This window comes from Nonomuraea sp. NPDC059023, from assembly GCF_042740095.1.
GTDB lineage: Bacteria > Actinomycetota > Actinomycetes > Streptosporangiales > Streptosporangiaceae > Nonomuraea.
On sequence record NZ_JBHYIO010000014.1, the window covers coordinates 166,580 to 181,779 of the forward strand.

Sequence of the window (15,200 nt, forward strand, 5' to 3'; positions counted from 1 at the left end):
TGGCCCCAAGTTCGCATTGTGGACATGACTGGAGAACCCTTCAGATCTCCATAACGTGGCCCTATGTCAATGTTCAAATCTGAACAACACTGGCGTATGGCAAGACCTGCCAGAAAGGAGTGCCCGCATGCCGTACCCCCTTGAACCTACTCCCGAGGACGCGCGCGCGATGGGAATGGCCGCCCTGGAGTTCGTCCAGAGTTATGTGAACGGCCTCGCCGACCGGCCGGCCAGCGACTTCGACGGCGCCGCCGAACTCGCCGCCGAACTGCGCGAGCCCGCGCCCGAGGAAGGCCAGCCGTTCGCCAAACTGCTCGACGTGGTGGCCAGAGGCGCCACCACCGGCGTCACCACGGCCGGACCCGGCTACCTCGCCTACATTCCCGGCGGCGGCCTGTACGCCTCCGTCCTCGCCGACTTCGTGGCCGCCGCCGCCAACAAATACGTGACCGTCTGGAATCTCGCGCCCGGCTTCTCCCAGATCGAGGCGACGGTACTGCGCTGGCTGTGCGACCTGTTCGGCTACCCGGCCTCCGCGCGCGGCGTCCTGACCTCGGGCGGTTCGCTCGCCAACTTCTCCGCCATCGTCACCGCGCGCACCGCGCTCCTTCCGGAGAACTTCCTCGACGGCGTCATCTACGTCACCGGGCAGACCCATGCCTCGTGCGCCAAGTCGGCGATGCTCGCCGGGTTTCCGCGTGCGAACGTGCGGGCCGTACCCACCCTGAACACCCTCACCATGGACCCGCAAGCCCTCGACGCCCTGATCGACGAGGACCGTCGCGCGGGCCGCCGGCCCTTCCTGGTGATCGGCAACGCCGGCACCACCAACACCGGCGCGGTGGACCCCCTCGACGCGCTCGGCGCGACCGCGCGCCGGCACGGCCTGTGGTTCCACGTGGACGGCGCCTACGGCGGCCCCTTCCAGCTCACCGAACGCGGCCGGACGGCCTTCCGCGGCATCGAGACCGCCGACTCGATCACGCTCGACCCGCACAAGGCCATGTTCCTTCCCTACGGCACCGGCGCCCTGCTGGTCCGCGACGGCGCCCGCCTGCGCGCCGCCCACCACGTGGGCGCCGACTACCTCCAGGACCTCAGCGCCGAGGAGGACATCCCGAACTTCACCGAGTACTCCCCCGAACTGACCCGCCGCTTCCGCGGCCTCGCCCTGTGGCTCCCGATCAAACTCCACGGCCTGGCCGCCTTCCGCGCGGCCCTCGACGAGAAGCTGGACCTGGCGCGGTACGCGTACGAGGAACTGGTCGCGGCGGGCTTCGAGGTGCCATGGGAGCCGCGGCTGAGCACGGTCGCGTTCCGCGTCCCGGGCGACGACGACCGGGCGAGCCAGGAGTTGTTGCGGCGGGTGAACGCGGGTGGACGCGTGTTCCTGTCAAGCACGCTGGTAGGCGGACGCTTCTTCCTACGCCTGTCGATCGTCAGCTTCCGCACCCACCGGGACCGAGTAGAAGAAGCCCTCCAAGCCATCGGCCACCCCCAGCAGCCCTAACCACCCCCCTCCTGCCAGACATCCCCAGACCCCAACAACCGGCTCCGCCTCCCCAAGAGCAGACGCGGAGCCGCTCCTTCACACCACCGCGCCCAGCCACAGACGCACAGCCAGCCCTCCACCCCCGCCGACCACAGACGCACAGCCAGCCCTTCAACCTCGCCGACCACAGACGCGCAGCCAGCAGCCTTTCACCCCCGCCGACCACCGAAGCACAGCTGGCCCTTCAACCTCGCCGACCACAGACGCGCAGCCGGCCCTCCCAACCCCGCCACGCAAGCCCAGTCAGGCCTGAAGCCGCCCGTCCACCCGCTGAGGTACACCCAGCGGATTGCCATCCCGCAACTCCGGCGGCAGCAGCTCAGCCGGCCAGTCCTGATAGGCGGTCGGTGCCAGCCACCGATCGATGGCCGTGGCGCCAACAGAGGTATGGGCAGCACTGGTAGAGGCAGGCCAAGGCCCACCATGATGCATGGCCCAGCAGACGGCGACCCCGGTCGGCCAGCCGTTCCAGATCAGCCGCCCGGCCTTGCGCCCAAGCACCTCAGCGACGGGAGCCGCCTCCTCGGGCACGGTGCCGTGCACGGTAGCCGTCAACGACCCTTCCAACTGCTCGAGTACGGCCGGCAGCTCCGACACTTCCCGATACGTCACCACAATCGACGCAGGCCCGAAGCACTCCTCGGCAACCCGAGGCAACTTGTCGGCGAACTCCCCGATATCGGCGACAAAGACCGTGGGCGTAACCCCCCAGGCCCCCTCGCCCGCCTTCCCCTCGGCCAGCACGCGCAGCCCGGACAACCGCTCCAGCCCGCCCAGATACCCGTCCCTGATCCGCTCGGCCAGCATCGGCCCGCCCGTGGTCTCCCTGACCGCCGCCGCCAGCCGATCAAGCAGCCCGGCATCCTCCGGCACAAACAAAAGCCCCGGATTCGTACAGAACTGCCCCACCCCCAACGTCAGCGACCCCGCGAACCCGCCGGCCACCTCCTCCGCCCGAGCCGAAGGCAGCACCACCACCGGATTGACACTGCCCAACTCCCCGAAGAACGGAACAGGCGTCTCCCGCTCGTCAATCAGCACCTGAATGGCCTTACCCCCCGCCACCGACCCGGTGAACCCCACCGCCACCACAGCCGGATGCCGTACGAGCTCCGCCCCAGCCTGCATCCCATGCACCAGCCCGAGCAGATCCGGCGAAGGCAGCGCCGACCGCACCACCTCGGCCACCAGCTCCGAGGTCTGCGGATGCCCAGGATGCGCCTTGACCACCACCGAACATCCAGCCGCCAGCGCCGAAGCGGTATCCCCTCCCGCCACCGAGAACGCGAACGGGAAGTTGCTGGCCGCGAACACCGCCACCACGCCGGGCAGCGGCCGCTTCATCCTCCGCACATCCGGCCGGGGCGGCGTCAACGACGGATCGGCATGGTCGATAATCGCCTCGACATGACCACCATCCCTGATCACCTGCGCGAACAGCCGGAACTGCCCGGCACTCCGGGCAATCTCCCCCCGCAGCCGCACCTCACCCAGCGCAGTCTCCCGCTCGGCCACCACCCAGAGATCGTCCGCCCGCGCGATCAACGCATCAGCCACAGCCTCAAGCACCCGAGCTCGCTCCCGCACCGAGACATCCCGCCACCCGACCGCCCCCGCACCAGCAACCCCGGCACCCGCCCCAAAGCCGACACTGGCGCTAACCCCGGGACCAGCACCAGCACTGGCGACTACCCCGCCGCCCCCACCGATTCCACCTGCCCCACTGGCCCCACTGGCCCCACCAGCGGCCCCGCTTGCCCCACCGGACCCGCCGATCCCGGCGGCTCCACTCGCCCCGCCGTCTCCGCCCTCGGCGCCTCCTCTGCTGGGGACTCCAGGAGCCCCGGCGCCTCCAGCGACCTCACCAGCACTGGCAGCAACCCCACTGGCCCCACCAGCGGCTCCGCTTACCCCACCAGACCCGCCGATCCCGATGGCTCCGCTCGCCCCGCCAACCCCGGCGGCTCCGTTTACCCGGCTGGCTCCGACGGCTGCGGCTGCGGCTGCGGCTGCGGAGACGATCGTGTTGACGCCTGCGCTGTCGGTCTCGGGCAGCGCTTCGCCCACGGTCTCGCCGGTCCTCGGGTCATGTCCGTAGATCATCGCTTGGCCTCCCAGTGCAATATCACACTTCACAACCTATCGCTTGACACCCTCACAGGGCGATTCTTACAGTTGCGACACCTGTCCACAAACCTGTCTTTCGTTCACATATATGGACGGCGGTTATATGATCATCCAGGAGATCCGTGTCACGCCTGTCGCGTTTCGAGACCCGCCGCTGCTGAACGCCGCCGGCGTCCACGAGCCCTGGGCACTGCGCACGATCATCGAGGTGATCACCGACAACGGCCTGTCCGGCCTCGGCGAGACCTACGGCGACCTCGACCACCTGACGAAGATGCGCGAATGCGCGCCCGCCCTCATCGGCGTGGACGTGCACCACACCAACGAGATCTACACCCGCATCACCGCGATCGCCGGCGACGTCGTCAGCGACCTCCACGGCCTGACCGGAACGTCCACCAAAGAGAAGAGCATCGATCGCATCTTCTCCCCCTTCGAGGTGGCATTGCTGGACATCCGGGGCAAGGCGGCCGACGTCCCGGTGTGCGACCTGCTCGGTGGCCGGGTGCGGGAGGCGGTGCCGTACAGCGCCTATCTCTTCTACAAGTGGGACAGCCACCCGGGCGGCACGCCCGACCGTTTCGGCGCCGCGCTCGACCCCGCGGGGCTGGTGGAGCAGGCCGCACTTTTCATCAAGGAGTACGGCTTCCGCTCCATCAAGCTCAAAGGCGGCGTTCTCCCACCCGATGAAGAGATCGCCGCGATCCGGGCGCTGCATGAGGCGTTCCCCGGCGTGCCGCTGCGGCTGGACCCCAACACCGCCTGGACCCCCGAGACGTCCATCCGCGTGGCCCACGAACTGAACGGCACCCTCCAGTACCTCGAAGACCCCTGTCCCGAGATTTCCGGCATGGCGAATGTCTCGCAAAATATCGCGACAAAGCTTGCTACCAACATGTGCGTCGTCACCCCCGAACACCTCCCTCCGGCCATCGCCTCCGACGCCATCCAGGTCCTGCTGCTCGACCACCACTACTGGGGCGGCCTGACCCGCTCCGCCCAGGTCGCCGCCCTGTGCGGGACGTTCGGCCTGGAACTCTCCATGCACTCCAACTCCCATCTCGGCATCAGCCTGGCCGCCATGACCCACCTCGCCGCCGCCACCCCCAACCTCACCTACGCCTGCGACACCCACACGCCCTGGCAGGACGGCCAGGACGTCGTCGCCCCCGGAGCCCTGCGCTTCGTGGACGGGGCGGTACCGGTCCCCGACGGCCCCGGCCTGGGGATCGAGCTGGACCGCGAGGCCCTGGCCAAGATGCACGAGCAGTACCTGACATGCGGACTCACCTCCCGGGACGACACCGGCTACATGCGACGCTTCGACCCCGAGTTCGTGGTGAAGCGAGGCCACTGGTGACCACCCCAAGGCCACTCGTGACCATCCCAAGGCAGTCGACGGAGAGGAACCCCCGGTGAACATCGCCTACCTCTACCCCTGGGACGTCGTAGGCGACCCCACCGCCCCCGGCCGCATCGCCGACCTGGGCGTCGAGGCAGTCGCCCTGGCCGCCTCCTACCACTCCACCCGCGCCGCCACCCCCTACCACCCGAACCACCGCGTTCTGGACGTAGCCCACTCAGCCTTCTACCTGCCGGTTCGCGAGGAGGCCTGGGGCCGTCTGGTCCCCGCCTCCCCCACATGGACAACCCCCGACGCCTACCTCACGGCCCGGGACGCCCTGAAGGCGGCCGGCCTCAAGGTCCTGGCCTGGACCGTCCTCACCCACAACTCCTTCTTGGGCACCAAGCACCCAGGCATCGCCACCCACAACGCCTTCGGCGACCTGTACCCCCACGCGCTCTGCCCCGCCCACCCCGAAGTCGTCGACTACTGCGAACGTCTGGTCCGCGAAATCCTCACCGTCGGCGAACCCGACGGCCTCATCCTCGAATCCTGCGGCCCCATGGGCTTCGGTCACCAGAACATGCACGAGAAGACCGCCGGCGCCGACTGGAACGGCCCGCTTGGCGACCTCCTCTCCCTCTGCTTCTGCACAGCCTGCGCCCCCCGCTACCCCGAAGGCACCCAAGAGCACATCAAACAAGTCGTCGACACCCAGCCCAACCCCGTCACGACAGAACAGGCCCTGGCCGACCACGCTCAGGCCATCAAAGAGGTACGGCTCAGCCTCTCCACCCACCTACGCCAACACCTGATCACCGTCGCCCGCGAGCTCTCCCCCGAAACCCCGATCACCCTCCATGCCAACCCCGACCCGTGGGCCGCAGGCGCCTTCGCGGCCCTCCCCAACGGCGAACCCGGCGCGGACGTCCTGGTCGGCAACTGCTGGGGCGACCCCACCTCCGACGCGCACCGCCTCACCACCCTGGCCAACATGGCCACCACACGGGCCAAGACCACCACGGCCCCCCAGCGGATCGGCGCCTACGTCCTCACACTCCCGCCCCGCCCAGCCGACGCCACGGTCCTAGCCGACCAGATGGCCACGTACGCCAAGGCAGGCGCCACCGAGTTCCACCTCTACCATGCGGGTCTCGCCTCCCCCGCCCGCCTGTCCGCCCTCCGCAAGGCCCTCAACCGCTGAACAACACCACCAAGCCCCCAGCCGCTTCGCCCCTGCCCGCCTATATCCCCGCAGGCCAAGCAACCCCGGCCAACCGGCACGGGCCAACTCGGCACGGGCCAACTCGGCCCGGGCCAACGGCCCCACCTAGACAACCGCGGCTGGCCCACGCTCTGCCCCAGACAGCAAGTGCAGCCGGATGGCCGGGTCCGGCCGACCAGCACAGGCCAACAGCCGGAGCCCTGCGCTGACCAGCGTCGATCGGCCGGCAAGCAGCCAGGACCACCGACCGTGACCGGTGAAACCCGATCAGCCGGTCACCCCGCGCGGAGCAGCTCAGGCCCCAGCCAAGCGAGCGACCGACACCGAACAGGCGGTGCCCAGCACCCAAACACAGGTGACCCGGTCAGCGCACCGACCTCGCACAGGTGACCCGCAGTCGCCAACGCGCAGAGCTCAGGCGCCCAGCTCTGCCAAGCGGACCGAACCCACGCAGGTACCTGACGATAGCCAATCCACGCAGCCTCGGCCCCGCAGGCACACGACCAGCGCTCCAGCCCCGAATCCCTGCAGGTGGCCAACCTCAGCCCGTGACCTGGCTCATCCATCGCTCATGCGCCCCACCGAACGGCCCCTCGCCCTCGGTGACCGCCTTGAGTACCCACCGGGCCGACTCCTCAGCCGCCGCGATCACTTCAGCCGGATACCCAAACCGCACCTGATGCTCGGCGAACTCATCCTCATCATCCAGATAGATAACCCCGGTCCGCTTCTTCACCACGTCGAGATCCAGATCCACCATGGTCACGATGCCGTCCCGCCATTCAGGCACCGTCGTGACGTCCACATAGATGGCGGTCCGGTGCGGTTCGGCATTGAACAGCGCCACCCACCACTGATCCCGCGGAAACAACATCACGAACGGCTCTTCCCACACCACCGGCGGCTCGTGTCCCTTCGCCCCGACGGTTCCGGCCCCGGCGCCCACCCAAACGCCGTGGGCGTCTTCCCCGAGCCGTCGGGCCGCATGGTGCCAATGGAGCGAACCATCAAATTTCCGGAATTCCACCCTCATGTCACGTGACGCTATCGTGCCGCTCCGACGAGGCCGCTCTCGTATGCGGCGATGACGAGTTGTGCCCGGTCACGAGCGTCCAGCTTGGTGAGCAGGCGACCGATGTGTGTCTTGATCGTGGCCAGGCTGAGGTGCAGGTACCCGGCGATCTCATGGTTGGAGAGGCCTCGCGCGATCAGCGTCAGCACTTCCCGTTCCCGTTCGGTGAGCCCGTCGAGCCCTTGGAACGCGGGCGCGGCAGGCGTCCTGGCGAACTCCTCGATCAACCGCCGCGTGATGGTCGGCGCGAGCAGCGCCTCTCCCGCCGCCACCACGCGGATCGCCGACAACAGAGCGGCCGGAGGCGTGTCCTTGAGCAGGAACCCACTGGCCCCGGCCCGCAAGGCCGCATACACATACGCATCAAGGTCGAACATCGTCACGATCAGCACCCTGGCTCCGCCCCCGAGCCGCCGGGTGGCCTCAATACCATCCATTTCCGGCATCCGCACATCCATGAGGACGACATCCGGCTGCACCACCGCGGCCAGCGCCACCGCCTCGAGCCCCGTGGCCGCCTCGCCGACGACCTCCAGGTCGGGCTCGGAGTCCACGAGCAGCCGGAAGCTCCCTCTGAGCAACGCCTGATCGTCGGCCACCAGCACCCGGATCACGGACTCTCCCTGCTCACCGGCCCCGCTCGCAGATCTCCCCACCCCGGCAGCCCGTCCCCCTTCGGCAACCTCACGCACTGAGCGACTCGTCTCCTCCCCGGACCCTCCAGCCAACTCTTCGGACGACTCCCCCATGCTCGCGCCCGACCTGTGCTCCATGGGATTCCGTGCGACCGACCGCGCCCTGACCGCCCCGCTCATGGAACCTCCCCATACGGCAGGGCCGCCCGCACGCGAAAGCCCTTCGCTCCCGGCCCGGCCTCGAAGGCTCCGCCGTACATCATGACCCGCTCCCTCATTCCGACCAGCCCGTGCCCCGCACCCGTCGCCGGCAGCACACGCCAGCCGGGGCCGTCGTCCGTGACCTCGATGCGCACCTCCCGCGTGTCGGCGGCCACCGACACGCGGGAGCGAGCGGGGGCCGCGTGTTTGACCACGTTGGTGAGCGCTTCCTGGACGATTCTGTAGGCCGACAGACTCACTCCTTCCGGCACTTCACTGACATCACCGACATCGAGCTCGACCTCGACGCCGCCGAGCCGGGCCCGTTCGGCGAGTTCGGGCAGGCCGTCCAGACCGGGTGCCGGGCCCAGGTCGGGTTCCTCGGCGGAGCGCAGCACCCCCAGCACGTGGCGCATCTCGACCATCGCGTTTCTGCTGGCCGTCTCGATCACGCCCAGCGCTTCGCGCGCGTCTTCAGGGCGGGTGGAGAACACGTGTCTGGCCACGCCCGCCTTGACCGCGATCAGCCCCACGCTGTGGGCGACGACATCGTGCAGTTCTCGGGCGATGCGCAGCCGTTCCTCTGTGACGGCTTGTTCCGCTTTGCGCGCCGCGTCTCGCGCGGCGAATGCACGGCGCTCACGGATGGCCAATCCAAAGGTGAACGTGGTGCAGACCGCGGCGAGGCTCGACGCGGTCTCGCCCATGACCCAGGTGACGCCGCCCGGTACGCCGGCGATGAGCAGTGTGACCAGGACCAGGACACTGAAGATCGCGATGGAGTTGATCGGCAGTCTTCGTGAGGAGGCGGAGGCGACCAGATAGGCGGCGTAGGCGGGCGAGACGTACGCCAGGCTCGGGAAGCCTGTCATGATGGCGAACACGACCGCCGGCGTCACCACCGCGAACACCGCGAGCGGCCACACCCGGCGCACCGCCAGCGGCACGGCGAGCGCGAGGGGCAGCGCGAGCCGGATCCAGCCGGGTGCGTCGGCGTCCGCGGTGTCTGCCAGGTAATACAGCACGCACACCCATGCGAACGCGCAGTCGAGCGCGATGAGCTGGGCGCGGCTGAGCCGCCTGGCGAACAGGTCCACGCGAAGAAAGGTATCCGGAGGTCAGGCCGGGCGCGTCATCCCACGGTCTGACTCTGCGAGCCCCGAATGACACCGTGGTCTGACGGATCCCAGTCCGATGTGCGAACGGCCCGCCGTACCGCACCCTTGATCGCGTGATCGAACTCAGGCAACTGACCAAACGATACGGAGACACGCTCGCCGTCGACGAGCTGAGCTTCCGCGTCGAGCCGGGGCACGTGACCGGCTTCCTCGGCCCGAACGGCGCGGGGAAGTCGACGAGCATGCGGCTGGTGCTCGGCCTCGACGCGCCCACCTCTGGCCAGGCGCTGGTGAACGGCGGCCGCTACGCCGACCTGCGCCGCCCGCTCCACGAGGTGGGTGCGCTGCTCGACGCCGGCGCCGTGCATCCGGGCCGGAGCGCCTACAACCACCTGATGTGCCTGGCACTCAGCAATGACATAGGTGCGCGCAGGGTCGCGCAGGTCCTGGAGCTGGTGGGCCTGAGCGGCGTGGCGCGCAAGAAGGCGGGCGGGTTCTCGCTCGGCATGAAACAACGGCTCGGCATCGCGGCGGCGCTGCTGGGCGATCCGGGGGTGCTGATGTTCGACGAGCCGGTCAACGGCCTCGACCCCGACGGCGTGCGCTGGATCCGCGGCCTCATGCGCGGGCTGGCCGAGGAGGGCAGGACCGTCCTGTTGTCCAGCCACCTGATGAGCGAGATGGCGCTGACCGCCGACCGCATCGTCATCGTCGGCCGCGGCCGGCTCGTGGCGGACGCGACCGTGGCCGACCTCACCGCCGGATACCCCTCTCTCGAGGAGGCGTACATGGCGCTGACCGCCTCCAGCGTCGAGTACGGAGCCGCGCGATGAGGGCGGTCCTCGCGTCGGAGTGGCTGAAGCTGCGCTCGGTCGGCGCCACCGGCTACGCGGTCGGCGCGGCCGCGCTCACGATCGTGCTCGGAATCGTCTGGACCCTCTATGTCGCGAGCCTGGCCGACGCACGCGGCTCGATCAGGGCCGCGGCTCCAGAAGCGGGATTCCTGCCACTGGTGCAGGTCAGCCTGGCCGTCCTGGGCGTGCTGGCGATCACCTCGGAGCAGGCGAGCGGCATGCTCAGAACCAGCCTGGCCGCCGTGCCGCGGCGTGGCCGCCTGCTGTTCGCCAAGGCCGCGGTGGTCGGCGGTGTGACGCTCGCGGCGGGCACCGCCGTCCTGATCGCCACCTACACCATCAGCCGTCTCATCGCCGGCGACCGTGCCCTCGGCTTCAACGACATCGGCCTGCTCGACGGCCTGCCCACCGTGCTGGTCTCCGCCCTGTCGGCCGCGGTGCTGGCGCTGGTCGGCCTGGGGCTGGGCGCCGCCACCCGCTCGACGGCCGCAGGCATCGTCTCGGTCGTCTCGCTGCTGTTCGTGCTCCCCGGCATCGCCACCCACCTGCCCGCTCCTTGGAACACGCGCTTCGCCTCGATCATGCTTCCCAACCTGGTGCCGCAGATCGCCGGCGACCGCCTGTCCCGCCGCCTCGGTGACGGCGTCCTGCCGCCGTGGGCTGCGCTGCTCGTCCTCCTCGCGTACGGCGGCGCCGCGCTGCTGGCCGGATACCTCCTGTTGAGGAGGCGCGATGCGTGAGCCGGTACCACCTGGCGAGCGGGCAGGACCCGTGAGCCGGAGATCCCGCCCGGAGCACGCGTGCCCAGGAGAAAGGAGATGTGGATGAGTGTGCTGGCCGCCGAATGGCTCAAGGTCAGATCGGTCCGCTCCAGCCATCTGATCGTCGGCATCGGGCTGGGTTCCGTCCTGCTCGCCGCAGGGCTGGCCTGGATGGCGATCGGCATGTATGACGACGCGTCGCCGTCCATGCGGGGCAGCGCCCGTATCGCGGAACTGGAGGAGGTGGTGGTGATCGTTCCGCAGTTGTGCCTGGGCATCCTGGGCGTGCTGTCGTGGACGTCGGACCGCGTGCTCCAGACCAGCCTGACCATCGTGCCGCGCCGCTGGCCCGTCCTGGTGTCCAAGGCTGCTGTGGCCGGCGGGCTCGGGCTCGTGGTGGGCGCGGTCACGGTCTTCGGGACGTTCTTCCTGTCCCGCGGAATGCTCGCCGGACGCTACCCGGTGAGCGGCTTCGCCGAGTCCTGGCCGATTCTGGTGCCGACCGGCATCTCCGTGGCGGTCTTCGCTCTGCTCGGGGTCGGGCTGGGCGTGATCATGAGGTCTGCGGCCGGGGCGGTGGCCGTCCTCGTTGGACTTATCTACGTTCTTCCGATGATCGGCGGCAATCTGCCCGAGCCGTGGAGCGAGCGGCTGGGTTCGGTGATGATCGGGGCGCTGCCCAGGGAGATCGCCGGCGCCTCACTGGCCTCGTCGGTCTACGGAGAGCTGCTTCCCCGGTCGCCGCCGCGCTCGTCCTGGCGGCCTATGCCCTGCTACCTCTGCTCGCGGGTGCCTGGTTGTTAAGGCGTCGCGACGCCTGACCGGCGTCGGAACACCCGCACGACCTGACCACCGTCAAACTCGAAGCAGAAGGGCACAGGCATGGCCCGAGGAGCCGGGCAGGGGTACGGCGTCGCCGTACCCCTGGAGAGGGTGCTAGACCTCCACCACGACCGGGATGATCATCGGACGACGACGGTAGGTGTCGCTCACCCAGCGTCCCACCGTGCGGCGCACCACGCGGCGGATCTCCTGCATGTCGACGACCCCGTCGGCCGCCTTGGCCTCGAGGGCCCGTTCGATCTGCGGGATGAACTCGTCGAACTGCCTCGGGTCGATCCCGGAGCCCCTGGCGTATATCTCCGGGCCGGCGGTCAGTTTGCCGGTCTGGGAGTCGACGACCACGACCACCGAGATGAAGCCCTCGTCGCCGAGGATCCTGCGGTCCTTGAGCGAGGTGTCGGTGATCTCGCCGACGGACGAGCCGTCCACGTAGACGTAGCCGGCGTGGACGGCACCAACGATCTTCGCCCGGCCGTCGATGAGGTCGACGACGACGCCGTCCTCGGCGATCACGATGTGATCGTCGGGAACGCCGGTGAGCGAGGCCAGCCTGGCGTGGGCACGCAGGTGGCGCCATTCACCGTGGACCGGCATGAAGTTGGAGGGCCTGGTCAGGTTGAGCACGTACAGCAGTTCGCCCGCGGCGGCGTGTCCCGAAACGTGCACCTTGGCGTTGCCCTTGTGCACGACGCGAGCGCCCCAGCGGGTCAGGCCGTTGATGACCTTGTTGACCGCTGTCTCGTTGCCCGGCACCAGCGAGCTGGCCAGCAGCACCGTGTCGCCCTCCGCGATGCGGATGGGGTGGTCACGGTTGGCCATGCGCGACAGTGCCGCCATCGGCTCGCCCTGGGAGCCGGTGCAGATGAGGACGACGTCCTCCGGCGGCCATTCCTCGATGTCACGGGAGTCGACGATCAGCTCCGGCGGCACCTGCAGATATCCGAGGTCACGGGCGATGCCCATGTTGCGCACCATGGAACGGCCGACGAGCGCGACCTTGCGGCCGTACTTGGCGGCCGAGTCCATGACCTGCTGAACGCGGTGGACGTGGGAGGCGAAACTCGCCACGATGACACGCTTGTCCGAGGTACGGATGACCTCGTCCACGACCGGGCCGATTTCGCGTTCGCTGGTGACGAACCCGGGCACTTCGGCGTTGGTCGAGTCGGACATCAGCAGGTCGACGCCCTCGGAGCCGAGCCTGGCCATGGCGCCCAGGTCGGTCAGCCGGCCATCGCTGGGCAGCTGGTCCATCTTGAAGTCGCCGGTGTGCAGCACCAGCCCGGCGGGCGTGCGGATGGCGACCGCGAGCGCGTCCGGGATCGAGTGGTTGACGGCGAGAAACTCGCAGTCGAACGGCCCGAAGCGGTCGCGCTGCCCCTCCACGACCTCGATCTTGGCGGGCTGGATGCGATGTTCGGTGAGCTTGGCCTCGATGAAGGCAAGCGTCAGCTTGGACCCGACGAGCGGAATGTCGCGCCGCTCGCGCAGGAGATACGGCACGGCGCCGATGTGGTCCTCGTGGCCGTGCGTCAGGATGAGCGCCTCGACGTCGTCGAGCCGGTCCCTGATGTATTCGAAGTCGGGCAGGATCAGATCGACGCCCGGCTGGTCAGGCTCGGGGAACAGAACCCCGCAGTCGACGATCAGCAGCCGGCCGTCGTATTCGAAGACGGCCATGTTGCGGCCGATCTCACCGAGACCGCCCAGCGCGACGATGCGCAGGCCCCCGTCGGCCAGCGGCGGCGGGTCCGGGAGTTCCGGATGCGGATGGCTCATGGTCTACCCGCCTGGAGACGTAGTGTTCGCAAAACTTCCTTGTCCTCCCCGTTCCTATGTATCTGTCAACTTCACCCCGCCGGCCACCAGGCAGGCCCGCAGCTCGGCGATCTGCTTGTCGTCCGCTTCCACGAGCGGCAGCCGTACCGGGCCCACGGGCATTCCGACCAGGCCGAGAGCGGCCTTGGCCATGATCGCCCCGCCGGCGCGCAGCATGATGCCGTCAACCACCGGAATCAACTGGCGGTGGATGGCGCGCGCTTGCTCGGCATGGTTGTTCCGGAACAGCTGGATCATCTTGGCCAGCTCCGCGCCGACCACGTGCCCGACCACGCTCACGAACCCGGCCGCGCCCACCGACAGCCACGGCAGGTTGAGCAGGTCATCCCCCGAGTAGAAGGCCAGGTCGGTGGCGAGCATCACCTGACCGGCGGCGAACATGTCGCCCTTGGCGTCCTTCACCGCGACGATGCGCTCGTGCTGCGCCAGCCGGATCAGTGTCTCGGTGGCGATCGGAACCCCGCTGCGGCCCGGGATGTCGTAAAGCATCACCGGCAGCTGGGTCGAGTCCGCCACCTGCGAGAAGTGTCGGTAGAGCCCCTCTTGCGGAGGCTTGTTGTAGTACGGCGTGACGACGAGCAACCCGTGGGCGCCCGCCCGCTCAGCCGCCTTGGCCAGCTCGACGCTGTGGTGGGTGTCGTTGGTGCCCGCTCCGGCAACAACGGTCGCCCGATCACCCACAGTTTCCAGCACCGCCTCCAGGATGCGAGTTTTCTCCTCATCCGAGGTGGTGGGGCTCTCGCCGGTCGTCCCACTGACGATCAGTCCGTCATTGCGCTGCTCATCAACCAGGTAGGTCGCGAGCCGCCGCACAGCGGCATAGTCGACGGCGCCGTCCCGAGTGAACGGCGTGACCATCGCGGTCAACATGTGACCGAAGGGGGCGTCGGTGGTTCCATTGGGCGAAGCCATAGTGCGAACGCTACCTGGATTCCCCAAACGCCACCGACAGCGCCACCCCGATAGTGGCCTCTGCTGGGGTTTGAGGTCTATCCGTTACGCCAGCGTGTGCTCTCCCTGACGTCCCTCATCTACCCAACTGCACCCATATATTACGGCAGAGCCAAGTGAACACCTCCCGCCGACGCGGGCGCGCCCCGATCGTCCGCACGCTTCTCACGTCGGACGTGGTAACCCGCCGTAACGACGCCCCTGACCCGGCCAAGTGGTTCACCGCAATCCAGAGACACATCCTTGTCCCTATCTCTTCGAGCAACACAGCCGCGCCCGGCTCTCCCTGGCCTGGCCGGTCTGGCCTGACATGGTTCGGCTGGGTCCGGTTTCGGCCTCGCCTGGCTGGATATAGGCCGAGGCTTGGCCTGAGTGTCACTGCTAGATGACCGGCCTGGCATGCCACTTGAGGGCGCGTCCTTGCTACGCGGCCCGCGTGGCTCGGACTGCTTGCCGCGAGGCTGCCCGTTGGCGGCCGCCGTCTGGCTGACGTTCTTGCCGACGCCGCGACCCCCTGGGCGCTGGCGAGGTTGACGCCTCGGGCGAGAGCAGTACCTCCACCTGCCATGGCCCGTGCCCACAGCCCACAGCCCACAGCCCACAGCCCACAGCCCACAGCCCACAGCCCACAGCCCACAGCCCACAGCCCACAGCCCACAGCCCACAGCCCACAGCCC

The 15,200-nt window shown here is 68.8% G+C and carries 11 protein-coding genes and 1 pseudogene; 6 read left to right on the top strand and 6 right to left on the bottom strand.

The features are described 5' to 3' along the window. Positions 1-127 precede the first annotated feature (127 nt). Complete coding sequence (locus ACFWYW_RS24565) at positions 128-1,510, top strand: pyridoxal phosphate-dependent decarboxylase family protein (protein WP_379618246.1); 1,383 nt, start codon at positions 128-130, stop codon at positions 1,508-1,510. Positions 1,511-1,795: 285 nt separating this feature from the next. On the opposite strand, the gene ACFWYW_RS24570 is transcribed toward ACFWYW_RS24565, so the two are convergent. After that, the gene (locus tag ACFWYW_RS24570; RefSeq protein ID WP_379641077.1) at positions 1,796-3,328 is read right to left on the bottom strand and encodes an aldehyde dehydrogenase (NADP(+)); all 1,533 of its coding nucleotides are present in this window, start codon (positions 3,326-3,328) and stop codon (positions 1,796-1,798) included. A gap of 439 nt (positions 3,329-3,767) precedes the next feature. On the opposite strand from ACFWYW_RS24570, the gene ACFWYW_RS24575 reads away from it, so the two are divergent. Then, positions 3,768-5,039, top strand: a complete 1,272-nt coding sequence (locus ACFWYW_RS24575) for a glucarate dehydratase family protein (RefSeq protein WP_379618244.1) — start codon at positions 3,768-3,770, stop codon at positions 5,037-5,039. Positions 5,040-5,094: 55 nt separating this feature from the next. Beyond that, positions 5,095-6,228, top strand: coding sequence for a hypothetical protein (locus tag ACFWYW_RS24580; RefSeq protein ID WP_379618242.1), 1,134 nt, complete (start codon positions 5,095-5,097; stop codon positions 6,226-6,228). Between the two features lie 562 nt (positions 6,229-6,790). Here ACFWYW_RS24580 and ACFWYW_RS24585 read toward each other — a convergent pair. The 3 genes from ACFWYW_RS24585 to ACFWYW_RS24595 all read right to left on the bottom strand — a co-directional run bounded on the left by ACFWYW_RS24585 (position 6,791) and on the right by ACFWYW_RS24595 (position 9,254). Beyond that, on the bottom strand, positions 6,791-7,282 hold the full coding sequence (locus ACFWYW_RS24585) for a DUF402 domain-containing protein (RefSeq protein WP_379618240.1): 492 nt from the start codon (positions 7,280-7,282) through the stop codon (positions 6,791-6,793). Positions 7,283-7,293: 11 nt separating this feature from the next. After that, complete coding sequence (locus ACFWYW_RS24590) at positions 7,294-7,935, bottom strand: response regulator (protein ID WP_379618238.1); 642 nt, start codon at positions 7,933-7,935, stop codon at positions 7,294-7,296. A 197-nt stretch (positions 7,936-8,132) separates the two neighbouring features. Beyond that, positions 8,133-9,254 (bottom strand): sensor histidine kinase, encoded by a 1,122-nt coding sequence (locus tag ACFWYW_RS24595; protein ID WP_379618236.1) that lies wholly within the window; start codon positions 9,252-9,254, stop codon positions 8,133-8,135. Between the two features lie 134 nt (positions 9,255-9,388). Between ACFWYW_RS24595 and ACFWYW_RS24600 the strand changes: the two are divergent. The 3 genes and pseudogenes from ACFWYW_RS24600 to ACFWYW_RS24610 all read left to right on the top strand — a co-directional run. After that, a pseudogene (locus ACFWYW_RS24600) lies at positions 9,389-10,030 on the top strand (ABC transporter ATP-binding protein); the annotation flags it as partial. 74 nt (positions 10,031-10,104) lie between these two features. Further along, on the top strand, positions 10,105-10,869 hold the full coding sequence (locus ACFWYW_RS24605; RefSeq protein WP_379618234.1) for an ABC transporter permease: 765 nt from the start codon (positions 10,105-10,107) through the stop codon (positions 10,867-10,869). 84 nt (positions 10,870-10,953) lie between these two features. Then, positions 10,954-11,694: an ABC transporter permease gene (locus ACFWYW_RS24610; RefSeq protein ID WP_379618232.1), complete on the top strand. Its 741-nt coding sequence runs from the start codon at positions 10,954-10,956 to the stop codon at positions 11,692-11,694. Positions 11,695-11,826: 132 nt separating this feature from the next. On the opposite strand, the gene ACFWYW_RS24615 is transcribed toward ACFWYW_RS24610, so the two are convergent. Beyond that, the gene (locus ACFWYW_RS24615) at positions 11,827-13,512 is read right to left on the bottom strand and encodes a ribonuclease J (RefSeq protein WP_379618230.1); all 1,686 of its coding nucleotides are present in this window, start codon (positions 13,510-13,512) and stop codon (positions 11,827-11,829) included. A gap of 54 nt (positions 13,513-13,566) precedes the next feature. Next, the gene (gene dapA, locus ACFWYW_RS24620; protein ID WP_379618228.1) at positions 13,567-14,484 is read right to left on the bottom strand and encodes a 4-hydroxy-tetrahydrodipicolinate synthase; all 918 of its coding nucleotides are present in this window, start codon (positions 14,482-14,484) and stop codon (positions 13,567-13,569) included. Positions 14,485-15,200: the final 716 nt, after the last annotated feature.